Source organism: Pseudomonas sp. LBUM1658 (genome assembly GCF_059716055.1).
Genome location: NZ_CP166798.1, coordinates 1611017 through 1636974 on the forward strand (window position 1 = coordinate 1611017; position 25958 = coordinate 1636974).

The window sequence follows — 25958 nt, forward strand, 5'->3', positions numbered from 1 at the left end:
GCCGACCGGGTACACCCGAAAAATGGCCGTATCCCACGTCGATCGGGTATACCGTGAAATTGCGGGAACCCGCGATTTCTACCCCTTCTTCCCAGCCTCCAACATATTCTCCGGCCGAACCCAGGCATCGAACTCTTCATCCGTCAGATACCCCAGCTGCAGCGCAGCCTCGCGCAGGGTCAGGTTTTCGGCATAGGCTTTCTTGGCGATTTCCGCCGACTTGTCGTAGCCGATATGCGGATTCAACGCTGTCACCAGCATCAAACCACGCTCCAGGTGTGCGGCCATTTGCACCGGATCAGGTTCCAGTCCGGCGATGCAATGCTGCTGGAAGTTGCTGCAGCCATCGCCCAGTAATCGAATCGATTGCAGCAGGTTGTGAATGATCACCGGTTTGAACACGTTCAGTTGCAGATGCCCCTGACTGGCGGCAAAGCCGATGGCCACATCGTTGCCCAACACCTGGCAGGCGAGCATCGATAGCGCTTCGCACTGGGTCGGATTGACCTTGCCGGGCATGATCGAACTACCGGGTTCGTTGGCCGGCAGTTTCACCTCTGCAAAACCGGCTCTGGGGCCAGAGCCCAGCAAACGCAGGTCATTGGCGATCTTCATCAAGGTCACAGCGAGGGTTTTCAGCGCGCCGGAGAGGGTGGTCAAGGGCTCATGGCCGGCCAGCGCCGCGAACTTGTTCGGCGCGGTGACGAACGGCAGGCCGGAGAGGGCGGCCAGTTCGGCGGCGATCGCTTCGCCAAAACCGTGGGGCGAGTTGAGCCCGGTGCCCACGGCGGTACCGCCCTGGGCCAGTTCGCAGACCGCTGGCAGGGCGCTGCGAATCGCTCTCTCGGCGTAATCCAGTTGCGCGATATACGCCGAGATTTCCTGGCCAAAGGTGATCGGCGTCGCGTCCATCATGTGGGTACGGCCGGTCTTGACCAGCTTCATGTGCCGCGCAGCCAGCTCCGCCAGCCCGCCGGACAATTCGTTGATCGCCGGCAGCAGATGCTGCTGCACCGCTTGGGCGGCGGCGATGTGCATGGCGGTAGGGAAGCAGTCGTTGGAGCTCTGCGAGCGGTTTACATGATCGTTGGGGTGCACCGGGAGCTTGCCGCCGCGGGGGTTGCCGGCCAGTTCGTTGGCGCGTCCGGCGATCACTTCGTTGACGTTCATGTTGCTCTGGGTGCCGCTACCGGTCTGCCAGACCACCAGCGGGAACTGCTCATCGTGCTCGCCATCGAGCACTTCATCGGCGGCCTGTTCGATCAGCCTGGCGATGTCGGCGGGCACGTCACCGTTGCGGTCGTTGACCCGCGCAGCGGCTTTCTTGATCAGTGCCAGGGCGTGCAGCACCGCGATCGGCATGCGTTCATTACCGATGGCGAAGTTGATTAGCGAGCGTTGCGTCTGAGCGCCCCAGTAGGCTTCATCCGGGACTTCAACCTGGCCCAGGCTGTCGGTTTCGATACGGCTCATCGGTCACACTCCGGTTGGTCTGATTCGCCAGTTTAGGCCGTGATCCGCCGTCAGGGTTCCATCGGTCGATTTTTCTACCGTTCGGACCCTGCAAATCAGGCCTGGTAAGGCTTGGGGTTGAGTGACAGAGTTTTTTAGGTGCAGAATGGTCGCCCTTGGGGTTTTACCTCGCCAGCTAGAAAAGGAAACTTGATGACTCGTCTTCGTGCCATCTGTACCGCGGTTGTTCTGGTTTGCGCCAGCGGCCAGGCTCTTGCCGATACCGCCAGCCACAATGCCAGTGCCGAAGCCTTTCTGACTCTGGCCCACGCCGACAAGCTCGGTACCCCGGTGTACATGCAAGTGCAGCAAATGTTCGCCCAGCGCTTTGAACAAACCAAAGCCCCCGAGTCGAAAAAAGCCCTGCTGGAAACCTACCAGGCCAAGGCTAACGCGGCTCTGGACCAGGCTATTGGCTGGAACAAGCTCAAGCCTGACATGGTCAAGCTCTACACCAGCAACTTCAGCGAAACCGAACTCAAGGACCTGGTAGCGTTCTACAAATCGCCATTGGGCAAAAAAGTTCTGGAAAAAATGCCGCAGCTGACTCAGCAATCGGCCCAGATGACTCAGGCCAAGCTGGAAAGCGCGGTACCTGTAGTCAACAAGCTGTTGGCTGACATGACCGCCGAGCTTGAGCCAAAAGGCGCAGCAGCACCGGCCAAGAAAAAGCCTTAAGCGGAGCCGGGAATGACCATGCAACAACGTATCGAATCGGCGCTGAGCGCATTGCAGCCCGAGCATCTGCAAGTACTGGATGAAAGCCATATGCACAGTCGTGGGCTGCAAACCCACTTCAAGGCAGTGCTGGTCAGTGAGCAGTTTGTCGGGCTCAACAGCGTCAAGCGGCACCAGAAGGTATACGCCACGCTTGGCGACTTGATGGCTGAGTTCCATGCGTTGGCGCTGCATACCTACACGCCTGAAGAATGGGCGAAAATCGACGCAGCCCCGGCATCGCCGACCTGCGCCGGCGGGAGTAAGCATTAGGGACAGCTGCAAGCTATAAGCTACAAGCTGCAAGTTTAAGGCGACCCGCTCAGCTTGCCGCTTGAAGCTTGCAGCTAGCTGCTGCCTTTTTGCTACACTCCGCAACGCGCCACTAACTTGAGTTAGCCGGCGCGTTTTTTTTTGCATCCGGTTCACCCTTTGCGAGGGTAGCCACCTGGAGATTACCCATGACACAAAACATTGTCGTGGCGGCACTGTATAAGTTCGTCACCCTTGAAGATTACGTTGCCCTGCGCGAGCCACTGCTGCAGGCGATGGTCGATAACGGCATCAAAGGCACGTTGTTGATCGCTGAAGAAGGCATCAACGGCACCGTTTCCGGTAGCCGTGAAGGCATCGACGGGCTGATGGCCTGGTTGAAGAACGATCCACGCATGGACGACATCGATCACAAAGAGTCGTACTGTGAAGATCAGCCGTTCTATCGGACCAAGGTCAAGCTCAAGAAAGAAATCGTCACCCTCGGCGTTGACGGTGTTGACCCGAACAAGCAGGTCGGCACCTATGTCGATCCGCAGAACTGGAACGCACTGATCAGCGATCCGGAAGTATTGTTGATCGATACCCGCAACGATTATGAAGTCTCGATCGGCACCTTCGAAGGCGCCGTCGACCCGAAAACCACCAGTTTTCGCGAGTTTCCGGACTACATCAAAGCCAACTTCGATCCGGCCCGACACAAAAAAGTCGCGATGTTCTGCACCGGTGGCATCCGTTGCGAAAAGGCTTCGAGCTACATGCTCAGCCAGGGTTTCGGCGAGGTGTATCACCTCAAGGGCGGCATTCTGAAGTACCTCGAAGAGGTGCCGCAGGAAGAAAGCCAATGGCGCGGCGACTGCTTTGTCTTCGATAACCGGGTCACTGTGCGTCACGACCTCAGCGAAGGAGACTACGATCAATGTCATGCCTGTCGTACACCTGTCAGCGTCGAAGACCGCACCTCCGAGCACTATGTGGCTGGCATCAGTTGCCCGCATTGCTGGGATAAACTAAGCGAGAAAACCCGGCGCAGCGCCATTGACCGGCAAAAACAGATCGAGCTGGCGAAAGCCCGCAACCTGCCACATCCGATTGGCTTCAACTACCGCCAGTCCAACACCGAGGCCTGAACCATGTCCGCACGCCTGCTCTATGTCATGGACCCGATGTGTTCCTGGTGCTGGGGCTTTGCTCCGGTGGCCGAGGCCTTGGCAGAGCAGGCGCGAGCCTCAGGTATCGAGTTGCATCTGGTGGTGGGCGGCTTGAGGACCGGCAGCGGCGCCGCGCTGGAGCCAACTACACGGCGCTACATCCTCGAACATTGGCAGGCGGTCACCGAGGCCACCGGCCAACCGTTCAAAACCGAGGGTGCCTTGCCCGAAGGTTTTGTCTACGACACCGAGCCGGCCTGCCGGGCACTGGTGACGGCGCGCAGCCTGGCGCCGGACTGTGCCTGGAAACTGCTCAAGCTGATTCAGCAAGCCTTTTATGTCGAGGGCCGCGACGTTACCCATGCCAGTGTCCTGGTGGAATTGGCCGAGGCAGCCGGCTTGCCGCGGATCGAGTTCGCGGCAGCCTTTGACCGCGCCGACCAGCATGCGGCGACCGCTGCGGATTTCACCTGGGTGCAGGATCTGGGTATTGCCGGATTCCCGACTTTGCTCGCCGAGCGCAATGGCCAATTGGCGCTGCTGACCAATGGCTATCAACCGCTCAACGAGCTGTCGCCGTTGCTCGGTCGTTGGCTGGAGCGTGCCGCCTGTGCATGATCAGGCCGATGGCGGGGAACAACCCAAGCGGGTCGATCGGCTGAGCTGGGCGGAAATCCGGCGTTTGGCGTTACACCATAAGAAAGCCCTGTGGATTGCCAATGGGGTCGCGGTCCTGGCGACCTTGTGCAGTGTGCCGATTCCCTTGCTCTTGCCGTTGCTGGTGGACGAAGTGCTGCTGGGGCATGGCGACGCTGCGCTGAAGGTCATGAACCACGCACTGCCCGAGGCCTGGCAAAGCGCCGCCGGCTACATCGGCCTGATGCTGTTGATCACCCTGACCCTGCGTTGTGGCGCGCTGCTGTTCAACGTGCTGCAGGCACGCTTGTTCGCCGGGCTGGCCAAAGACATTGTCTATCGGATTCGCGTCAGGCTGATCGAACGACTCAAGCGCATCTCCCTCGGTGAGTATGAAAGCCTGGGCAGCGGCACAGTAACGACCCATCTGGTCACTGACCTGGACACCATCGATAAATTTGTCGGCGAAACCCTCAGCCGTTTTCTGGTGGCCATGCTGACGCTGGTCGGGACTGCCGGGATCCTGGTCTGGATGCACTGGCAGCTGGCGCTATTGATTCTGCTGTTCAATCCGCTGGTGATCTACGCCACGGTGCAGTTGGGCAAACGCGTCAAACACCTGAAAAAACTCGAGAACGACAGCACTTCACGGTTTACCCAGGCGCTCACCGAAACCCTCGATGCGATCCAGGAAGTCCGCGCCGGCAATCGTCAGGGCTTTTTCCTCGGACGGCTGGGGTTGCGAGCGCAGGAAGTTCGCAATTATGCGGTGAACTCGCAATGGAAGAGCGATGCCTCCAGCCGGGCCAGCGGTTTGCTGTTCCAGTTCGGGATCGACATCTTCCGCGCGGCGGCCATGCTCACCGTGCTGTTTTCTGACCTGTCGATCGGTCAGATGCTGGCGGTATTCAGCTACCTCTGGTTCATGATCGGTCCGGTCGAGCAGCTGCTCAATCTGCAATACGCCTATTACGCGGCGGGCGGGGCGCTGACCCGGATCAACGAATTGCTGTCCCGTGCCGACGAGCCGCAATACCCCGGTGGCATCGACCCGTTCCACGGCCGCGAGACGGTCGGCATCGAGGTTCGCGGTTTGAGCTTCGGTTATAGCGACGAACTGGTGCTGGACCAGATGGACCTGTCCATTGCTCCCGGCGAAAAAGTCGCGATAGTCGGGGCCAGCGGCGGCGGTAAAAGTACCCTGGTGCAACTGCTGCTGGGGCTGTATACGCCACAGGCAGGGAGCATCCGTTTCGGCGGTTCGACCCAGCAGGAGATCGGTCTGGAAACCGTGCGCGAAAACGTTGCGGTGGTCCTGCAGCACCCGGCACTGTTCAACGATACGGTACGGGCCAACCTGACCATGGGCCGTTCACGCAGTGACGAGGCCTGCTGGCAGGCGCTGGAAATCGCTCAACTGGATGCCACGATCAGAACCTTGCCTCAAGGGCTGGACAGCATCGTCGGGCGCTCCGGGGTGCGCTTGTCGGGCGGGCAGCGTCAGCGTCTGGCCATAGCGCGGATGGTCCTGGCCGAGCCTAAGGTAGTGATACTCGACGAGGCGACCTCGGCGCTGGATGCGGCGACCGAATACAACCTGCATCAGGCGCTGGCGCGCTTCCTCAATGGCCGGACAACCTTGATCATTGCTCACCGCTTGTCTGCGGTGAAACAGGCCGATCGGGTACTGGTGTTCGATGGTGGGCAGATAGCAGAAGACGGCGACCATCAGCAACTGATTGCCGATGGCGGCCTGTATGCCAAGCTTTATGGGCATTTGCAGCAGGTACAGCGACCTTGAATTTTGTTTGCACTTCTGTGCTTAGTGCTTGAACTCACAGGGAGAAAGGTTGCGCTTGCCGCTGAAGTACCCATCGTCATTAAATCTATTCAACCGCTCATCCAGCAGTTCGAACTGCCGAAAATTAGCCTAGTCTGTGCTGTTAGGAGCAAGACTCACTCGGGTGTTCATCTGGCCAGTGCTTAATGCAAGGGACGACATGAAGCAAAAGCGGACTCTCGGAACACCACGGTTGTTGGGCATCGTCTGGCCATTTATCGCCGTTGTGCTATTTCAGGCGTTGCTCGGCGGCGTCAGCTTGTACGTGCTATCAGCAGTGCGCGGCTATGTTGCAGGTGAAAGTCTGTGGTCCAAGGGCCAGAAAGACGCTATCTATTACCTCAGCCTGTATGCCGACAGTCGCGACGAAACGATTTTCCTCAAGTACCAGAAAGCCATTGACGTGCCGCTGAGCGGGCATGACCTGCGAGTCGCCCTGGATCGTCAGCCTGCGGACCTTGATGCCGCCCGTATGGCCATCCTCAAGGGGGGCAACCATGCGGACGACGTCTCCAGCCTGATCTGGTTGTACCTGAACTTTCGTCATTTCAGTTACCTGGAAGAAGCCATCGATCGCTGGACTGTCGGTGATAACTATCTGGTACAGCTCGATACTGTTGCCAATGAGATGCACCAGGGGATCGTCAGTGATCAGGCCACTGCAGCCGATGTTCAGCGTTGGAAAGCCTCGATACTGGGTATCAACGAGGGGGTGACGCCTGCCGCCAAGGCCTTCAGCGATGCATTGGGCGAAGGCTCGCGGATGATTTTGCGGCTGCTGCTGATTACCAACCTGGCCACCGCACTGGGGCTGATCGCCCTGGCATTGCTGCGCACACACAAGTTGCTGACCCAACGCCATGCATTTGCCGACGCTTTGCAGCTGGAAAAAGAGCGGGCGCAAATCACGCTGCAGTCCATCGGTGATGGGGTCATCACCACCAATGTGGAGGGTGCGATCGCTTATATGAACCCCGCGGCGGAAGAGCTGACCCACTGGAAAGCCGAGCAGGCCACTGGCTTGCCGCTGGCGGCACTGTTCAATCTTTTGGATGAGAACGCCCAGACTGACGGTTTTACGCTCATCGAGCGGATTCTGAGCGGTCAACTCAGTGGCGGCAGCGAGCATTCGAAGCTGATTCAGCGCCTGGATGGCAGTACGGTCTCGGTCACCCTGGTGGGCGCGCCGATCCGCAATGCGGGCAAGGTCAGTGGCGCGGTGCTGGTGCTGCACGACATGACTCAGGAGCGGCAGTACATTGCCAACCTTTCATGGCAGGCGACTCACGATGCGCTGACCGGTCTGGCCAATCGTCGCGAGTTCGAATATCGCCTCGAACAGGCGCTGCACAACCTGACCCGCCAGTCGGGGCGTCATTCCTTGATGTTTCTCGACCTTGATCAGTTCAAGCTGGTCAATGACACCTGCGGCCATGCTGCCGGTGATGAGTTGCTGCGGCATATCTGCGCCTTGCTGCAATCGGGCCTGCGCGAAGGCGATACCCTGGCCCGGTTGGGCGGGGACGAATTTGGCATTCTGCTTGAGAACTGCCCGCCGGAAGCCGGGGAGAAAATCGCCGAAGTGTTGCGTCAAACCGTGCAGAACCTCCATTTCGTGTGGAAAGGCCGGCCTTTCGTGACCACCATCAGCATCGGCCTGGTTCATGTCGCGCAAACCCCCACCACCCTGGAAGCGTTATTGCGTGCCGCCGACATGGCCTGCTACATGGCCAAGGAGAAAGGGCGCAATCGGGTGCAGGTCTACCATGCCGACGATACGGAGTTGTCCCTGCGTTTTGGCGAGATGGCCTGGGTACAGCGACTGCACATGGCGCTCGAGGAAAACCGCTTCTGTTTATATTTCCAGGAAATCGCTGCCCTGGGTCAGACGCCGCGTGGCGGCGGGCATATCGAAATACTGCTGCGCCTGCATGACGAATCGGGGCGGATGATTCTGCCCAACAGTTTCATTCCCGCCGCCGAGCGTTACGGGTTGATGACATCGCTGGATCGGTGGGTGGTACAGAACGTATTCAAGATCATTGCCCAAGGTATCGCCGAAGGGCGCGACGGGCCAATGGCAATGTGTGCGATAAATCTGTCAGGTATTACTATCGGAGATGATGACTTTCTGGACTTCCTGCGTCAGCAGTTCATTTCCTACGCTGTCCCGCCTGAGATGATTTGTTTTGAGATCACAGAAACCAGCGCCATTTCAAATCTGGGGAGTGCAATAAGATTTATCAATGAACTCAAAGGGTTAGGTTGTCATTTTTCGCTGGATGACTTCTGCGCCGGCATGTCCTCGTTCGCATATCTGAAACATTTGCCTGTAGACTTCTTGAAGATCGATGGAAGTTTCGTAAAGGACATGCTGGACGACCCGATTAACCGCGCCATGGTCGAAGTGATCAATCACATCGGTCATGTCATGGGTAAGCGCACCATTGCCGAGTTTGTTGAAACCCCTCAGATTGAGCAGGCCTTGCTGGAAATCGGCGTGGATTATGCTCAAGGGTACATTATCCAACGCCCGCAATTGTTTACCTGTGACAGCCTGCATTGTCGGCCTGCACGACCACAACCCTTGTTGTTCAAGGTGCCCGGCACGTTCCGTTGAAATCTTCTGCCGATCAGTACAATCACAATCAAAAGGAGTTCGACAGTGATCGACACATTCAACAGAACCGGCCCGCTTATGGAAGCCGCAAGTTACCCCGCCTGGGCGCAGAAACTGATCCGGGATTGCAGCGAGAGCAAACGTCGGGTGGTTGAGCACGAACTGTATCAGCGCATGCGTGATAACAAGCTCAGCACCAAAACCATACGCCAGTACCTGATCGGTGGCTGGCCAGTTGTTGAACAGTTCGCCTTGTACATGGCGCAAAACCTGACCAAAACCCGCTTTGCACGCCACCCCGGCGAAGACATGGCGCGCCGCTGGCTGATGCGTAACATTCGTGTAGAACTCAATCACGCCGACTACTGGGTGCACTGGAGCCGTGCGCACGGCGTCAGCCTGGAAGATTTACAGGCGCAAAAAGTCCCCGCGGAGCTTCATGCCCTGAGCCATTGGTGCTGGCATACCAGTTCGGCGGATTCGCTGATCGTGGCGATTGCCGCGACCAACTATGCCATCGAGGGCGCGACCGGCGAGTGGTCGGCACTGGTCTGCTCCAGTGGCATTTATGCGGCGGCTTTCCCGGAGGAAGACCGCAAACGGGCGATGAAATGGCTGAAAATGCATGCCCAATACGATGATGCCCATCCCTGGGAAGCGCTGGAAATCATCTGCACGCTGGCGGGTACGAACCCAAGCCAGGCGCTGCAGACCGAGTTGCGTCAGGCAGTTTGCAAGAGTTACGACTACATGTTCCTGTTCCTGGAACGGTGCATACAGATGGAGCACTCGGAAAAGGTCTCGGTAAGCCGTGGGCACATGGCAATGGCCGAGAGCTGACAATCCCCCGCAGGAGCTGCCGCAGGCTGCGATCTTTTGATCTTGGCGATGGTGGTGTCCGCCGAAAAGATCGCAGGCACCTGCAATGTCGTGGGTGTCCGCAATCCCCCGTAGGAGCTGCCGCAGGCTGCGATCTTTTGATCTTGGCGATGGTGGTGCCCGCCGAAAAGATCGCATGCACCTGCAATGTCGTGGGTGTCCGCAATCCCCCGTAGGAGCTGCCGCAGGCTGCGATCTTTTGATCTTGGCATGGTGGTGTCCGCCGAAAAGATCGCAGGCTTCGCCAGCTCCTACGCCGACCGCATGCACCTGCAATGTCGTGGGTGTCCGCAACTCCCCGTAGGAGCTGCCGCAGGCTGCGATCTTTTGATCTTGGCGATTGTGGCGTCCGCCGAAAAGATCGCAGGCACCTGCAATATCGTGGGTGTCCGCAATCCCCCGTAGGAGCTGCCGCAGGCTGCGATCTTTTGATCTTCAGCCCGCCATCGCCAGTTGATTGCGGCCTTGGCGTTTTGCCACGTACAACGCGCTGTCAGCTCGGCGCAACAGGCTTTCGGCTGACTCTGCGGGTAACAGCGTTGAGCAGCCGAGGCTTACCGTCAGTTGGACAGACGCGTCATCCGCCCAATAATTCTGAGCCTGTGCCGCATGGCGCAGGCGTTCGCCGACCAGCGCTGCGGGTTCTCGGTCGGTATTGGAAAGCAGGATCAGAAACTCCTCACCGCCGAATCGAAACACCATGTCGACATTGCGCAACTGGCCCTTGATCGAGGCGGCTACAGCCTTGAGCACCTGGTCACCGGCGGGATGACCGTGGCTGTCGTTGATTTTCTTGAAGTGGTCGATATCCAGCATCAACAGCGAAAGCGGCTGCAGATGTCGGCGAGACAGGTCTATTTCCCGCTGCAGCGTCTGATCCATGGCGATGCGGTTGCCGGTGTCCGTCAACGGGTCGCGCAGCGCGCTTTGAGTCGCTGCCCGGTACAACAAGGCATTGCGCACCGGGTAGAGCAGGGCGCAGAGCAGAGACTCCAGGTTGCCCAGCTCCTGTTCGCTAAAGCGTTGATTGCGCCGAAATACCAGTTCGCCCAAGTGCTCGCCTTCGTGGCTGAGGCTATAGCTCACACTGTGGTGCCCACCCTGGCCGAACTCCAGGCGCAAGTCGCTGGCCTGGTGCTGGTAGTTCAAGGCATCCAGCGGCACAAGCCGCTTAATTTCGCGGAAGAACAATCCGAGAATGCGTTGTGGCTCAAGACTGGTTTGCAGTTGCAGGCTTAGTTGCTGGCGCAATTGCGCAAGACTGACGGGACGCTGTAGAAGAGGAGAATGCTGACCAAAGCCCAGGCGTTGCAATTTGGCGCTATCGAAGTCAATTGCGTTGGTCTGGCTAGGTGATTTCATATGATGTGAGCCCCTAAGCACGTAATGCTGTCTTACAGGCTGGGTGAGAGCGGCTTCGGGCTGCGCGTCATACGGATCCATCAGTCCCGTAGGACAAGTGAGTAGAGCTTAGTCCGCTTTACCTACCGTGTAGTCCCGGTCCAGGCGAGTCCCGTTTCGCTAACACTCTGCGTGTCTGAGCAGTGTTAGAGCGAAATTCGTGCCATTCGGTTCAGTTAAATAAAAATCGTTTGAATTCAAGTCGTTGGTTAACACGGTGACGCATATATATAGCGCTTCGGCATTTTTATGACAGAAAAGCTGGCCATATGACTTTATTGCATTCGCCGCGGCGGTATTCCGTCGCGGCGCTGGGGAGGGGGATTTTACTGAGCGTCGAAAGCCTGGCCGCTGATGCCGGTGCTGTCCGGGCCCATCAGGTACAGATAGACCGGCATGATTTCTTCAGGCGCTGGATTGATGTTCGGGTTTTCGCCCGGGTATGCCTGCGCGCGCATGCTGGTGCGGGTGGCGCCAGGGTTGATGCTGTTGGCGCGCACCGGGGCGACGGTGTCCAGTTCATCGGCCAGGGTTTGCATCAGGCCTTCGGTGGCAAACTTCGACACCCCATAGGCGCCCCAATAGGCGCGGCCTTTGCGTCCGACGCTGCTTGAAGTGAACACCACCGAGGCATCCTGCGACAGCTTGAGCAGCGGTAGCAGAGTGCTGGTCAGCATGAACATGGCGTTGACGTTGACTTGCATCACGCGCATGAAGTTCTCGCCGGACAGCTGCTCGATGGGCGTGCGCGGACCAATGATCGAAGCGTTGTGCAGCAAACCATCGAGATGCCCGAATTCGCTTTCGACCATCGCTGCCAACTCGTCGTACTGATGGGGCAGCGCGGTTTCCAGGTTGAATGGAATGACCACCGGCTGTGGGTAGCCGGCCGCTTCGATTTCGTCGTAGACCTTGATCAGATTGGCTTCGGTCTTGCCCAGCAGCAGCACGGTGGCGCCATGGGCGGCAAAGGTTTTGGCGGCAGCAGCACCAATGCCGCGGCCGGCACCGGTAACCAGGATGACCCGGTCTTTGAGCAATTCAGGGCGGGCGGAGTAATCAAACATAAAAAACCTCAACAAAATTCAGAAACAGGCACCGTGAAGGCGATCCCGAAAAGATCGCAGCCTTCGGCAGCTCCTACAGGATGTGCGCGATCGGTGTAGGAGCTGGCGTAGCCTGCGATCTTTTGCTGTCAGCGCCGTTCGAAATAATCAGCAACCACACAACGCGCTATCCAGCACCTTGCGCAACTCCAGCGGATGATCGACCACCACATCCGCGCCCCAATGCCTCGGGTTGTCGTCCGGATGAATATAGCCGTAAGTCACGGCGGCGGTTTTGGTGCCGGCATCGCGGCCCGATTCGATATCGCGCAGGTCGTCGCCGACGAACAGCACACTGGCCGGATCGAGGTCGAGCATCTTGCAGGCGAGGGTCAGCGGCTCGGGATCAGGCTTGCTGTTCTTCACATGATCCGGGCAAATCAGCAGGGCCGAACGCTCGGCCAACCCCAGTTGTTGCATGATCGGTTCGGCGAAACGTAACGGCTTGTTGGTCACGACGCCCCAGATCAGGTTGGCCTTTTCGATGTCGGCCAGCAGTTCGGCCATGCCGTCGAACAATTTGCTGTGGACGGCGCAGTCTTTCAGGTAGCGCTCCAGAAACTCCAGGCGCAGTTCCTCGAAGCCCGGTGATTCCGGGTCCATCGAGAAGGTCACTGCCACCATGGCCCGGGCGCCGCCGGAGATCTCGTCGCGGATGTGCTTGTCGGAAATCGGCGCCAGGCCGCGCTCGGCACGCATGCTCTGGCAGATGGCGATAAAGTCCGGTGCGGTGTCGAGCAGAGTGCCATCCATGTCAAAAAGAACCGCTCTGATACGCATGGGCTTATTCCTCTCGCAGGGTCTGGATCATGTAGTTGACGTCAACGTCCGACGCCAGCTTGTAGTGCTTGGTCAACGGGTTGTAGGTCAAGCCGATGATGTCCTTGACCGACAGCCCGGCCGAGCGGCTCCAGGCGCCAAGCTCGGAAGGGCGAATGAATTTCTTGAAGTCATGGGTGCCGCGCGGCAGCAGCTTCATGATGTATTCGGCGCCGACGATGGCGAACAAAAACGCCTTCGGATTGCGGTTAATGGTGGAGAAGAACACTTGGCCGCCGGGCTTGACCATGCGAAAGCACGCGCGGATCACCGAGGACGGGTCCGGCACGTGCTCGAGCATTTCCAGGCAGGTGATCACGTCGAATTGCTCGGGCATTTCCTCGGCCAGGCCTTCGGCGGTGATCTGCCGATAGTCGACGCTGACGCCGGACTCCAGTTGATGCAGCTGGGCCACCGCCAGCGGCGCTTCACCCATGTCGATGCCCATGACGGTCGCGCCGCGCTGAGCCATGGCTTCGCTGAGGATGCCGCCGCCGCAACCGACGTCGAGGACCTTCTTGCCGGCCAGTTTTACCCGCTCGTCAATCCAGTTGACCCGCAGCGGGTTGATGTCGTGCAGCGGTTTGAATTCGCTTTCACGGTCCCACCAGCGATGGGCGAGGGCTTCGAATTTGGCGATTTCAGCGTGGTCGACGTTGCTCATGGGGTCATCCTCTAAAGCTGATAAATTCTGTGGTCAGCCTTGAGCCGCGGCTCAAGGGTTTTCTATCTATTGGCCGTGGCCGCTGATGCGTTCGCCCCAGGCTGTGGCCGTGGCGCAGAGCTGTTGTTCGTCCAGGCGGGTCAGGCGCCGGTCGTCAAGCAATTGCTTGCCGGCGACCCACAGGTGTTTCACGCAATCCCGCCCGGTGGCATAGATAAGCTGCGAGACCGGGTCATAAACCGGTTGTTGCGCCAGGCCGGAGAGATCAAAGGCCACCAGGTCGGCGGCCTTGCCGACTTCCAGTGAGCCAATTTCGCTCTCCAGCCCCAGCGCCCGGGCGCCATTGAGCGTGGCCATGCGCAAGGCGCGATGGGCATCCAGGGCGGTTGCCGAGCCGGCGACGGCCTTGGCCAGCAGCGCCGCGGTGCGGGTTTCGCCGAGCAGGTCGAGGTCATTGTTGCTGGCCGCGCCGTCGGTGCCGACCGCCACATTGATCCCGGCCTGCCACAAACGCTCGACCGGGCAGAAGCCGCTGGCCAGTTTCAGGTTCGATTCCGGGCAATGAATTACGCTGCTGTTACTTTCTACCAGTAAAGTCAGGTCTTCATCGCTGATTTGCGTCATGTGCACGGCCTGGAAGCGCGGCCCGAGCAAACCCAGGCGTCCCAGACGGGCCAGTGGTCGCTCGCCGCGCTGCTCGACCGATTGCTGCACTTCAAAGGCGGTTTCATGAACGTGCATATGAATCGAGACGTCCAGTTCCTCGGCGATCACCCGGATTTTCTCGAGGTTCTCGTCGCCGACGGTGTAGGGGGCATGGGGGCCCAAGGCGACCTTGATCCGCGGATGGTGCTTGAGATCGCTGAACAACGCGACGCCCTGGCGGATCGCCTCATCGGCATCGCTGGCGCCGGGAATCGGGAAATCGAGGATCGGAATGGCGATCTGCGCGCGAATACCGCTGTTATGTACCCGTTCGCTGGCAACTTTCGGGAAGAAATACATGTCGGAGAAACAGGTGATACCGCCTTTCAGCTGTTCGGCGATGGCCAGATCGGTGCCGTCGCGGACAAAGTCTTCATCGACCCACTTGGCTTCGGCCGGCCAGATGTGCTGTTCCAGCCAGGTCATCAGTGGCAAGTCATCGGCCAGGCCGCGGAACAGGGTCATCGCCGCATGCCCGTGCGCATTGATCAGGCCAGGGCTGAGCAGTATGCCCGGCAGTTCGCGGACCTCGCCGGCCTTCAGCTTCAAGGCTTCGGCACGTGGGCCGATAAATACAATACGCCCGTCACGGATGCCCAGGCCATGCTCTTTGAGAACCACACCGGCGGGCTCGACTGGCACCAACCAGGTCGGCAGCAATACTAAGTCGAGCGGGGCGGCGGTGTTCGGCATCTCGGGCAGTTTCCGGTGCTGTTATAAAGGATGGCGAAGTATACCCGAGCGTCTTCGCGGGGGGATCGCTATAATCGGCGGCTTTTGTTAGTGAGTATGGGGTGAGGCATGCGCGATCGACTGTTGGCTGCGGAGAAGGTGAAGGCCATCGATTGGCGGGACGGCGCCCTGTATCTGCTTGATCAGCGCATTCTGCCGTTCGAAGAAAGCTGGATCGCCTACACCACCGCCGCCGGCGTGGCCGAGGCCATTCGCTCGATGGTGGTGCGCGGCGCCCCGGCCATCGGCATCAGCGCAGCTTATGCGGTGGTACTGGCGGCGCGTACACGCTTTGCCGCCGGCGGTGACTGGCAGGCTGCCCTGGAAGAGGATTTTGCCTTGCTCGCGGATTCGCGGCCGACGGCAGTCAATCTGTTCTGGGCGCTGAACCGCATGCGCGAGCGTCTGGAACGCCTGAAAAATCACGCTCATCCGTTAGCGGTGCTTGAGGCCGAGGCCGTGGCGATTCATGAAAGTGATCGCGAAGCCAATCTGACCATGGCGCAGCTGGGTGTCGACCTGATCCGCAAGCATCAGGGCAATGCCCAGGCGATCCTGACCCATTGCAACACCGGCGCCCTGGCGACCGGCGGCTTCGGTACCGCGCTGGGGGTGATTCGTGGCGCCTGGCTGGAAGGCATGGTCGAGCGCGTCTACGCCGACGAAACCCGGCCCTGGCTGCAAGGTTCAAGGCTGACCGCCTGGGAGCTGGCCAACGAAGGCATCCCGGTCACCCTGAACGCCGACTCGGCGGCTGCGCATATCATGAAAACCAAGGGCGTCACCTGGGTAATTGTTGGCGCTGACCGGATCACTGCCAATGGCGATGTGGCGAACAAGATCGGCACCTATCAGCTGGCGGTCTGCGCCATGCACCACGGCGTGCGCTTCATGGTGGTGGCGCCGAGCTCGACCATCGACATGAGCCTGGCCAGCGGCGATGACATCCCCATCGAAGAGCGGGCTGGCAGTGAACTGCTGGAAGTCGGCGGCAAGCGGGTAGGGGCCGATGTCGATGCGTTCAACCCGGTGTTCGACGTCACCCCGGCCGACCTGATCGATGCGATCATTACCGAAAAAGGCATAGTCGAACGGCCGGATACCGCGAAAATGGCGCAGTTGATGTGTCGTAAGCGCCTGCATTAAAGCGTGCTGCGGACGGCGTAGGAGCTGCCGCAGGCTGCGATCTTTTGATCTTCCCGGCGAATCGGCGTCGATCCTCAAAAGATCGCAGCCTTCGGCAGCTCCTACGGTCAGTGTTCACAACGCCGGATCATCAGTAAAAGATCCAAAATCTTCATTCAACCCGGCTCTAAGCTTCTCTCGTCCCCTATCAGCCTGTCACCGGTCAACTAACTATGCTCCATGCGCGTCAGGGGGATAGGTGCGTGGCGGCGATTGTGATAACATCCGGCGGTTTCCAGGGTTGCCCGATGTGGCTGCCTTTACTGCGCAGATCCATGGCATAACTCGTTGATTTGTCGTAAGTCGATGCACGGCACTCAGCCTGCAGCGACGAGCTTCGTTCGTCCCATATGGATGTGACGAGGTTTCACCAGAAAAAGGAATCAGGCTTCTCATGGGCGAACTGGCCAAAGAAATCATCCCGGTCAATATCGAAGACGAGATGAGGCAGTCCTACCTCGATTACGCAATGAGCGTAATTGTCGGGCGGGCACTGCCTGATGCGCGCGATGGCTTGAAGCCCGTGCACCGGCGCGTACTGTTCGCGATGAGCGAGCTGAGTAACGACTGGAACAAGCCGTACAAGAAATCCGCCCGTGTTGTCGGTGACGTGATCGGTAAGTATCACCCCCACGGTGATACCGCGGTCTACGACACCATCGTTCGTATGGCCCAGCCTTTTTCCCTGCGCTACCTGCTGGTAGACGGCCAGGGCAACTTCGGTTCGGTCGATGGCGACAACGCCGCGGCCATGCGATACACCGAAGTGCGCATGAGCAAGCTGGCGCACGAGCTTCTGGCCGACCTGCACAAAGAAACCGTGGACTGGGTGCCGAACTACGACGGCACCGAAATGATCCCCGCGGTCATGCCGACCAGAATCCCCAACCTGTTGGTCAACGGCTCCAGCGGTATCGCCGTGGGCATGGCGACCAACATTCCGCCGCACAACCTCGGTGAAGTCATCGACGGTTGCCTGGCACTCATCGAAAATCCCGAGCTGACCATCGATGAGCTGATGCAATTCATCCCCGGTCCGGACTTCCCGACGGCGGCGATCATCAACGGTCGCGCCGGTATCATCGAAGCCTACCGCACCGGTCGCGGGCGCATTTACATGCGTGCCCGCTCGATCATCGAAGACATCGACAAGGTCGGTGGTCGTCAGCAGATCGTCATCACCGAACTGCCTTACCAGCTGAACAAGGCGCGGCTGATCGAGAAGATCGCCGAGCTGGTCAAAGAGAAGAAGCTCGAAGGCATCACCGAACTGCGCGACGAGTCCGACAAAGACGGTATGCGCGTGGTGATCGAGCTGCGTCGTGGCGAAGTGCCTGAGGTGATCCTCAACAACCTCTACGCCCAGACCCAGCTGCAAGCGGTGTTCGGCATCAACATCGTGGCGCTGATCGACGGCCGTCCGCGGATCCTTAACCTCAAGGACCTGCTGGAAGCCTTCGTGCGTCACCGTCGCGAAGTCGTGACCCGGCGTACCGTGTTCGAACTGCGTAAAGCCCGCGAACGTGGCCACATCCTCGAAGGTCAGGCCGTTGCGCTGTCGAACATCGACCCGGTCATCGCCCTGATCAAGGCTTCGCCAACGCCGTCGGAAGCCAAGGAAGCGCTGATCAGCACCCCTTGGGAATCCAGCGCGGTAGTGGCGATGGTCGAACGTGCCGGCGCCGATTCCTGCCGTCCGGACAACCTCGACCCGCAATACGGTCTGCGCGAAGGCAAGTACTTCCTCTCGCCAGAACAGGCGCAAGCCATTCTGGAGCTGCGTCTGCACCGTCTGACCGGCCTGGAACACGAAAAACTGCTGGCCGAATACCAGGAAATCCTCAACCAGATCGGTGAGCTGATCCGCATCCTCAACAGCGCAGTGCGCTTGATGGAAGTGATCCGCGAGGAACTGGAAGTCATTCGTGCCGAGTACGGCGATGTGCGTCGCACCGAAATCCTCGATGCCCGTCTCGACCTGACCCTGGGTGACATGATCCCGGAAGAAGAGCGCGTCGTGACCATCTCCCACGGTGGCTACGCCAAGACCCAGCCATTGGCTGCGTACCAGGCCCAGCGTCGTGGCGGTAAAGGCAAATCGGCCACCGGCGTCAAGGATGAGGACTACATCGCTCACCTGCTGGTCGCCAACAGCCACACCACGCTGTTGCTGTTCTCCAGCAAGGGCAAGGTCTACTGGCTGAAAACCTACGAAATTCCGGAAGCGTCCCGCGCTGCCCGTGGTCGTCCGTTGGTCAACCTGCTGCCGCTGGGTGAGGGTGAATACATCACCACCATGCTGCCGGTCGACGAGTACACCGAAGGCCACTTCATCTTCATGGCCACCGCTGACGGTACCGTGAAGAAGACTCCGCTGGAGCAATTCAGCCGCCAACGCAGCGTCGGTCTGATCGCCCTGGAGCTGGACGAAGGCGACGTACTGATTTCCGCGGCCATCACCGATGGCGAGCGCGAAGTCATGCTGTTCTCCGACGGCGGCAAGGTCACCCGCTTCAAAGAGTCCGACGTTCGCGCCATGGGCCGTACCGCTCGCGGTGTGCGTGGCATGCGTCTGCCGGAAGGGCAGAAGCTGATTTCCATGCTGATCCCGGAAGAAGGCAGCCAGATCCTCACCGCTTCGGCGCGTGGTTATGGCAAGCGCACGGCGATCACCGAGTTCCCTGAGTACAAGCGTGGCGGTCAGGGCGTTATCGCCATGGTCAGCAACGATCGCAACGGCCGTCTGGTCGGTGCGGTACAGGTGCTCGACGGCGAGGAAATCATGCTGATTTCCGACCAGGGCACTCTGGTTCGTACCCGTGTCAGCGAAGTTTCCAGCCTCGGCCGCAACACCCAGGGCGTGACCCTGATCAAGCTGGCCAGCGACGAAAAACTGGTCGGCCTGGAGCGTGTTCAGGAGCCGTCCGAAGTCGAAGGCGAAGAGCTGGAAGGCGAAGAGGGCGAAGAGCGCGCTGAGTTTGAGGGCGGTGTAGTCATCGATGATGTTGTTGAAGATCAACAACTCGATGCCGCGGCTGACGAAGAACCGCAGGAGTAAACGGACACGCAAGGGGGGCGGATGAAAATTCTCCCCCCTTGTTATTTGTCCCGTGTGAATATTTCGACACCCATGGAGATCAAATGTGGGAGCGAGCTTGTGTGGTGAGGGGGCTTGCCCCCGTTGGGGTGCGAAGCGCCCCTAAAGCCAGTCACCGCAATTTTGCATTAGAAACGCCGTGACCGGTTTTGCGATTGCTTCGCAATCGAACGGGGGCAAGCCCCCTCGCCACACAAGCTCGCTCCCACAGTGATTGGGTCCCATCTCGAAGATTGGGCCCCATGTCGATCGATGATTTATTGCGTGATCCCACCAAATCAGAGCGAGATTGGATGTGAGCAAGAGAGCCTATAACTTCTGTGCCGGTCCCGCGGCGCTTCCTGAATCTGTCCTGCAGCGCGCGCAGGGTGAACTCCTCGATTGGCATGGCAAGGGCCTGTCCGTCATGGAAATGAGCCATCGCAGTGATGAGTTCGTGTCCATTGCGACCAAGGCCGAGCAGGATCTGCGTGATCTGCTGGATATCCCCTCGAACTATAAAGTGCTGTTTCTGCAAGGCGGCGCCAGCCAGCAATTTGCCCAGATTCCGCTGAACCTGTTGCCGGAAACCGGCAAGGCCGACTATATCGACACCGGTATCTGGTCGCAGAAAGCCATTGACGAAGCTTCACGCTTCGGCACCGTCAATGTCGCGGCCACGGCCAAGCCTTACGACTATTACGCGATTCCCGGCCAGAACGAATGGAAGCTGTCGCAAGACGCGGCCTACGTGCATTACGCGCCGAACGAAACCATCGGCGGCCTGGAATTCCAGTGGATCCCGGAAACCGGCGATGTGCCGCTGGTTGCCGACATGTCTTCGGACATCCTGTCGCGCCCGGTGGATATCTCGCGCTTCGGCATGATCTACGCCGGCGCCCAGAAGAACATCGGTCCGAGCGGTCTCGTCGTCACTATCATTCGCGAAGACCTGCTGGGTCGCGCCCGTTCGATCTGCCCGACCATGCTCGACTACAAGGTCGCGGCCGACAACGGCTCCATGTACAACACTCCGCCAACGCTGGCCTGGTACCTGTCCGGGCTGGTGTTCGAGTGGCTGAAAGAGCAAGGTGGTGTAGAAGCCATCGGCAAGCTCAATGACGTCAAACAGCGCACGCTGTATGGCTTCATCGACGCCAGCGGCCTCTACAGCAACCCGATCAACAAGTCCGACCGCTCGTGGATGAACGTGCCGTTCCGCCTGGCTGACGATCGCCTGGACAAGCCGTTCCTGGCGGGCGCCGAGGAACGCGGCCTGTTGAACCTCAAGGGTCACCGTTCGGTAGGTGGCATGCGTGCCTCTATCTACAACGCCGTAGACATCGTCGCGGTCAACGCGCTGGTGGCCTACATGGCAGAGTTCGAGAAGGAACACGGTTAATGTCCGAGCAAGAACTCAAGGCACTGCGCCTGCGTATTGATAGCCTGGACGAAAAGGTCCTCGAGCTGATCAGTGAGCGCGCGCGCTGCGCCCAGGAAGTCGCACGAGTCAAGATGGCTTCGCTGGCCGAAGGCGAAGTGCCGGTGTTCTATCGTCCTGAGCGTGAAGCCCAGGTGCTCAAGCGTGTCATGGAGCGCAACCAGGGTCCGTTGGGCAACGAAGAGATGGCGCGGTTGTTCCGTGAAATCATGTCTTCCTGCCTGGCCCTGGAGCAACCGCTGAAAGTGGCTTACCTCGGTCCGGAAGGCACCTTCACCCAGGCTGCGGCCCTGAAACACTTCGGGCATGCGGTGATCTCCAAGCCAATGGCGGCGATCGATGAAGTGTTCCGTGAAGTGGCGGCCGGTGCGGTGAACTTTGGCGTGGTCCCGGTGGAAAACTCCACCGAGGGCGCGGTCAACCACACCCTCGACAGCTTCCTCGAGCACGACATGGTGATCTGTGGCGAAGTCGAGCTGCGGATCCACCATCACCTGTTGGTCGGTGAAAATACCAAGACCGACAGCATCAGCCGTATCTATTCCCACGCCCAGTCGCTGGCCCAGTGCCGCAAGTGGCTGGACGCCCATTACCCGAATGTCGAGCGCGTGGCGGTGTCCAGCAACGCCGAAGCGGCCAAGCGGGTCAAGGGTGAGTGGAACTCGGCGGCGATTGCCGGCGATATGGCGGCCGAGCTTTATGGCTTGACCCGTCTGGCCGAGAAAATCGAGGACCGTCCGGACAACTCCACGCGTTTCTTGATGATTGGCAGCCAGGAAGTACCGCCGACCGGCGACGACAAGACCTCGATCATCGTCTCCATGAGCAACAAGCCCGGCGCGCTTCACGAGCTGTTGGTGCCGTTCCACGACAATGGCATCGACCTGACGCGGATCGAAACCCGGCCTTCGCGCAGCGGCAAATGGACCTATGTGTTCTTCATCGACTTCGTCGGCCATCACCGCGACCCGCTGGTCAAAGGTGTGCTGGAGAAGATCAGTCAGGAAGCAGTGGCACTCAAGGTGCTGGGTTCCTACCCGAAAGCGGTTCTCTGAGGCTTAGATAATGAGTGGCGATTTCCTCGCTCTGGCACAGCCAGGCGTACAACAACTCTCGCCTTACGTCCCGGGAAAGCCTGTGGACGAATTGGCACGCGAGCTGGATCTGGATCCGGCAAAAATCGTCAAGCTGGCGAGCAACGAAAACCCGCTGGGCGCCAGTCCTAAAGCCCTGGCGGCGATTCGTGAAGCGTTGGTCGAGCTGACCCGTTATCCGGATGGCAACGGCTTTGCTCTCAAGAGTTTGCTGGCCGAGCAATGCCGCGTAGAACTCGACCAGGTGACCCTGGGCAACGGCTCCAACGACATTCTCGAACTGGTGGCCCGTGCCTATCTGGCGCCGGGACTGAATGCGGTGTTCAGCGAACATGCGTTCGCGGTCTATCCGATCGTCACCCAGGCCGTGGGTGCCGAGGCGCGTGTGATTCCAGCCAAAGACTGGGGGCACGACCTGCCGGCGATGCTCGAAGCCATCGACAGCAATACCCGCGTGGTATTCATCGCCAATCCGAACAACCCGACCGGGACCTGGTTCGGTGCCGAGGCCCTGGACGAATTCCTTCAGGATGTGCCTGAGCACGTGCTGGTGGTGCTCGACGAAGCCTATATCGAGTATGCCGAGGGCAGCGATCTGCCGGATGGCCTGGACTTCCTCGCGGCTTACCCGAATCTGCTGGTTTCGCGGACCTTCTCCAAGGCCTACGGCCTGGCCGCATTGCGTGTTGGCTACGGCTTATCCACAGCCGTGGTTGCCGATGTGCTGAACCGGGTGCGTCAGCCGTTCAACGTCAACAGCCTCGCCCTGGCCGCGGCCTGTGCCGCGCTACAGGACGCCGAGTACCTGGCTGAAAGCCGGCGCTTGAACGAATCCGGCATGCAGCAGCTGGAAGCCGGCTTTCGCGAGTTGGGTCTGAGCTGGATTCCTTCCAAAGGCAACTTCATTGCAGTGGATCTGGGTCGCGTCGCCGCGCCGGTGTTCCAGGGGCTGCTGCATGAAGGCGTGATCGTGCGTCCGGTGGCCAACTACGGGATGCCGAATCACCTGCGCGTGACCATTGGCCTGCCGGCGGAAAACAGCCGCTTCCTCGAGGCGCTGGCCAAGGTTCTGGCTCGTGGTTGATGTCATTGCAGCGCAACCTGCTGTGCCTATGATCGGTCGCCTGGTGGTGGTCGGCCTGGGGCTGATCGGCGGCTCCTTTGCCAAAGGCTTGCGCGAAAGCGGCCTGTGCCGCGAAGTGGTGGGCGTCGATCTAGACCCGCAATCGCGCAAGCTGGCGGTTGAACTGGGCGTGGTCGATCGTTGCGAAGAGGACCTGGCACTTGCTTGCCAGGGGGCTGACGTAATTCAGCTGGCCGTGCCGATTCTGGCCATGGAGAAAATGCTCGCGCGCTTGGCCGGCATGGATCTGGGGCAGGCGATTCTGACCGATGTCGGCAGCGCCAAAGGCAATGTAGTGCGTGCGGCAACCGAGGCGTTCGGCGGCATGCCGGCGCGTTTCGTGCCGGGGCATCCAATTGCCGGTTCCGAGCAGAGCGGGGTGGAAGCCTCGAATGCCGAGCTGTTCCGTCGCCATAAAGTGATACTGACACCGCTGGATCAAACCGATCCGGCTGCCCTGGCAGTGGTTGACCGGTTGTGGCGCGAATTGGGCGCCGATGTCGAGCACATGCAGGTCGAGCGTCACGACGAGGTGTTGGCGGCGACCAGCCATTTGCCACACCTGCTGGCCTTCGGTTTGGTCGATTCGTTAGCCAAACGCAATGAAAATCTTGAGATCTTCCGTTACGCTGCGGGCGGTTTCCGCGATTTCACAAGAATCGCCGGTAGCGACCCGGTCATGTGGCACGACATCTTCCTCGCCAATCGCGAAGCTGTCCTGCGCACACTCGATACATTTCGCAGCGACCTCGACGCCTTGCGCGACGCGGTCGATGCAGGGGATGGGCACCAATTGTTGGGCGTGTTCACTCGCGCCCGGGTTGCCCGCGAGCATTTCAGTAAAATCCTGGCCCGCCGGGCCTATGTGGACGCTATGAACTCCAACGACCTGATTTTCCTGGCACAACCTGGTGGCCGCCTGACTGGGCGGATTCGTGTACCGGGCGATAAATCGATTTCCCACCGTTCGATCATGCTCGGCTCCCTGGCCGAAGGCGTCACCGAAGTGGAAGGTTTCCTCGAGGGCGAAGACGCCCTGGCGACCCTGCAAGCCTTCCGCGACATGGGCGTAGTGATCGAAGGTCCGCACCACGGTCGCGTGACCATTCACGGCGTCGGCCTGCACGGCCTGAAACCAGCGCCGGGTCCGATCTATCTGGGCAACTCCGGTACCTCGATGCGTCTGCTGTCTGGCCTTTTGGCTGCGCAGAACTTCGACAGCACCCTGACCGGTGACGCTTCGCTGTCCAAGCGCCCAATGAACCGCGTGGCCAATCCGCTGCGGGAAATGGGCGCCGTCATCGAAACGGCCGCAGAGGGTCGTCCGCCGATGACCATTCGCGGTGGCAACAAGCTCAAAGGCCTGACCTACACCATGCCGATGGCCAGCGCCCAGGTTAAATCCTGCCTGCTGTTGGCCGGCCTGTACGCCGAAGGCAAGACCACAGTCACCGAGCCGGCGCCGACCCGCGACCATACCGAACGTATGTTGCGTGGTTTCGGCTACCCGGTCACCGTGGAAGGCGCTACGGCTTCGGTCGAGTCCGGACACAAACTGACGGCGACCCACATTGAAGTCCCGGGGGATATTTCCTCCTCGGCGTTCTTCCTGGTCGCGGCGTCGATCGCCGAAGGCTCCGAGCTGGTGCTCGAGCACGTCGGCATCAACCCGACCCGTACCGGCGTCATCGATATCCTGCGGCTGATGGGCGCCGATATCACCCTGGAAAACCAGCGTGAAGTCGGCGGCGAGCCAGTAGCCGACCTGCGTGTGCGCGCGGCTAAACTCAAGGGTATCGAGATCCCGGAAGAGCTGGTTCCATTGGCCATCGACGAATTCCCGGTGCTGTTCGTGGCTGCCGCCTGTGCCGAAGGGCGCACGGTGCTGCGTGGCGCCGAAGAGCTGCGGGTCAAGGAATCGGATCGTATCCAGGTAATGGCCGATGGCTTGCTGGCGCTGGGCGTCAAATGCGAACCGACCCCGGACGGCATCATCATCGACGGCGGCCAGATCGGCGGCGGTGAAGTGCATGGTCACGGCGATCACCGGATTGCCATGGCCTTCAGCGTTGCATCGCTGCGCGCCAATGCGCCGATCCGCATCCATGACTGCGCCAACGTCGCGACTTCCTTCCCCAACTTCCTCGCGCTGTGCGCGCAGGTGGGTATCCGCGTTGCGCAAGAGGCTCAATCGTGATGATCAAAGCGCCAGTCATTACCATCGATGGGCCGAGCGGTTCAGGTAAAGGCACCATCGCCGGTATCCTGGCCAAGCGCCTGGGCTGGTGCTTGCTGGATTCCGGTGCGTTGTACCGCTTGCTGGCCTTCGCTGCGCGTAATCATGGGGTCGACCTGACCAATGAAGAATCGCTGAAATTGCTCGCCGCTCACCTCGACGTGCAGTTCGTCGCGGCGACCGACGGTCATCCGCAGCGGATCATCCTCGAAGGCGATGACGTTACCGACGACCTGCGTAACGAGCAAGTCGGCGCCTGGGCTTCCCAGGTAGCGGCGCTGCCGGCGGTGCGCGATGCTTTGCTGCAGCGCCAGCGGGCGTTTCAGGAACATCCGGGGCTGGTGGCGGATGGCCGGGACATGGGCACGGTGGTGTTCCCCGATGCGCCGCTGAAGATCTTTCTGACCGCCAGTGCCGAGGAGCGTGCTCGTCGTCGTTACTTGCAGTTGAAGGCCATGGGCGATGATGTTAGTCTGTCGAGTCTGCTAGATGAGATACGTGCACGCGATGAGCGTGACACCCAGCGAGCTGTAGCCCCGCTCAAGCCGGCGGCTGACGCCATACAGCTGGATTCCACGGAATTGTCCATCGAGCAGGTGTTGCAACGCATCATGAGCGAGATCGCCATTCGCGATATCGCCGGGTGACCAAGAAATTTCGCAGGGGACTCCAGGCATAGTCCTGCGGCTTTTCTTTTATATGAACGTAACCCACATCGTCTGGGATGTGGCAGATGGGCGTATTCTTC

The 25958-nt window shown here is 59.8% G+C and carries 20 protein-coding genes; 14 read left to right on the top strand and 6 right to left on the bottom strand.

Annotation, left to right across the window (positions count from 1 at the left end; genetic code table 11):
• Positions 1-78: 78 nt before the first annotated feature.
• Positions 79-1473: a class II fumarate hydratase gene (locus ACA064_RS07430; protein WP_497672794.1), complete on the bottom strand. Its 1395-nt coding sequence runs from the start codon at positions 1471-1473 to the stop codon at positions 79-81.
• A 192-nt stretch (positions 1474-1665) separates the two neighbouring features.
• Here ACA064_RS07430 and ACA064_RS07435 point away from each other — a divergent pair, with 192 nt between their 5' ends.
• The 7 genes from ACA064_RS07435 (at position 1666) to ACA064_RS07465 (ending at position 9589) form a co-directional block, all read left to right on the top strand.
• Positions 1666-2190: a DUF2059 domain-containing protein gene (locus ACA064_RS07435; protein ID WP_150640218.1), complete on the top strand. Its 525-nt coding sequence runs from the start codon at positions 1666-1668 to the stop codon at positions 2188-2190.
• Positions 2191-2202: 12 nt separating this feature from the next.
• On the top strand, positions 2203-2502 hold the full coding sequence (locus tag ACA064_RS07440; RefSeq protein WP_497672795.1) for a BolA family protein: 300 nt from the start codon (positions 2203-2205) through the stop codon (positions 2500-2502).
• 188 nt (positions 2503-2690) lie between these two features.
• The gene (trhO, locus tag ACA064_RS07445; protein WP_497672796.1) at positions 2691-3632 is read left to right on the top strand and encodes an oxygen-dependent tRNA uridine(34) hydroxylase TrhO; all 942 of its coding nucleotides are present in this window, start codon (positions 2691-2693) and stop codon (positions 3630-3632) included.
• 36 nt (positions 3633-3668) lie between these two features.
• The gene (locus ACA064_RS07450) at positions 3669-4271 is read left to right on the top strand and encodes a DsbA family protein (protein WP_497674187.1); all 603 of its coding nucleotides are present in this window, start codon (positions 3669-3671) and stop codon (positions 4269-4271) included.
• Positions 4264-6090, top strand: a complete 1827-nt coding sequence (locus ACA064_RS07455) for an ABC transporter ATP-binding protein (RefSeq protein ID WP_497672797.1) — start codon at positions 4264-4266, stop codon at positions 6088-6090. The genes ACA064_RS07450 and ACA064_RS07455 overlap by 8 nt, the downstream gene beginning before the upstream one ends.
• 199 nt (positions 6091-6289) lie before the next feature.
• Entirely contained in the window at positions 6290-8749 is a 2460-nt protein-coding gene (locus ACA064_RS07460) for an EAL domain-containing protein (RefSeq protein WP_497672798.1), read from the top strand.
• Between the two features lie 78 nt (positions 8750-8827).
• Positions 8828-9589, top strand: a complete 762-nt coding sequence (locus ACA064_RS07465; RefSeq protein WP_497674188.1) for an iron-containing redox enzyme family protein — start codon at positions 8828-8830, stop codon at positions 9587-9589.
• A gap of 474 nt (positions 9590-10063) precedes the next feature.
• Here the strand turns inward: ACA064_RS07465 and ACA064_RS07470 are convergent, their stop codons facing one another.
• The 5 genes from ACA064_RS07470 to ACA064_RS07490 form a co-directional block, all read right to left on the bottom strand.
• Positions 10064-10990, bottom strand: a complete 927-nt coding sequence (locus tag ACA064_RS07470) for a GGDEF domain-containing protein (RefSeq protein WP_497672799.1) — start codon at positions 10988-10990, stop codon at positions 10064-10066.
• A gap of 365 nt (positions 10991-11355) precedes the next feature.
• Entirely contained in the window at positions 11356-12096 is a 741-nt protein-coding gene (locus tag ACA064_RS07475; protein ID WP_497672800.1) for a YciK family oxidoreductase, read from the bottom strand.
• A gap of 147 nt (positions 12097-12243) precedes the next feature.
• Positions 12244-12915 carry an N-acetylmuramic acid 6-phosphate phosphatase MupP gene (mupP, locus tag ACA064_RS07480; protein WP_497672801.1) on the bottom strand — a complete coding sequence of 224 codons (672 nt, stop codon included), beginning with the start codon at positions 12913-12915 and terminating at the stop codon, positions 12244-12246.
• 4 nt (positions 12916-12919) lie between these two features.
• Positions 12920-13618, bottom strand: coding sequence for a bifunctional 2-polyprenyl-6-hydroxyphenol methylase/3-demethylubiquinol 3-O-methyltransferase UbiG (gene ubiG, locus ACA064_RS07485; RefSeq protein ID WP_150640208.1), 699 nt, complete (start codon positions 13616-13618; stop codon positions 12920-12922).
• A 66-nt stretch (positions 13619-13684) separates the two neighbouring features.
• Positions 13685-15016 carry a TRZ/ATZ family hydrolase gene (locus ACA064_RS07490; protein WP_497672802.1) on the bottom strand — a complete coding sequence of 444 codons (1332 nt, stop codon included), beginning with the start codon at positions 15014-15016 and terminating at the stop codon, positions 13685-13687.
• 108 nt (positions 15017-15124) lie between these two features.
• On the opposite strand from ACA064_RS07490, the gene mtnA reads away from it, so the two are divergent.
• From mtnA to cmk, 7 genes are all read left to right on the top strand, one after another.
• Positions 15125-16201: an S-methyl-5-thioribose-1-phosphate isomerase gene (mtnA, locus tag ACA064_RS07495; RefSeq protein ID WP_497672803.1), complete on the top strand. Its 1077-nt coding sequence runs from the start codon at positions 15125-15127 to the stop codon at positions 16199-16201.
• A 433-nt stretch (positions 16202-16634) separates the two neighbouring features.
• Positions 16635-19298, top strand: coding sequence for a DNA gyrase subunit A (gene gyrA / locus ACA064_RS07500; protein WP_497672804.1), 2664 nt, complete (start codon positions 16635-16637; stop codon positions 19296-19298).
• Positions 19299-19632: 334 nt separating this feature from the next.
• Entirely contained in the window at positions 19633-20718 is a 1086-nt protein-coding gene (gene serC / locus ACA064_RS07505) for a 3-phosphoserine/phosphohydroxythreonine transaminase (RefSeq protein ID WP_497672805.1), read from the top strand.
• Entirely contained in the window at positions 20718-21812 is a 1095-nt protein-coding gene (pheA, locus tag ACA064_RS07510) for a prephenate dehydratase (RefSeq protein WP_497672806.1), read from the top strand. Before serC ends, pheA begins: the two co-directional genes overlap by 1 nt.
• Positions 21813-21822: 10 nt before the next feature.
• A complete protein-coding gene (gene hisC / locus ACA064_RS07515; RefSeq protein WP_497672807.1) occupies positions 21823-22935 on the top strand; it encodes a histidinol-phosphate transaminase in 1113 nt (370 codons plus the stop codon).
• Between the two features lie 28 nt (positions 22936-22963).
• Complete coding sequence (locus tag ACA064_RS07520) at positions 22964-25171, top strand: bifunctional prephenate dehydrogenase/3-phosphoshikimate 1-carboxyvinyltransferase (RefSeq protein ID WP_497674189.1); 2208 nt, start codon at positions 22964-22966, stop codon at positions 25169-25171.
• On the top strand, positions 25171-25857 hold the full coding sequence (gene cmk / locus ACA064_RS07525; RefSeq protein WP_497674190.1) for a (d)CMP kinase: 687 nt from the start codon (positions 25171-25173) through the stop codon (positions 25855-25857). Before ACA064_RS07520 ends, cmk begins: the two co-directional genes overlap by 1 nt.
• Positions 25858-25958 lie beyond the last annotated feature (101 nt).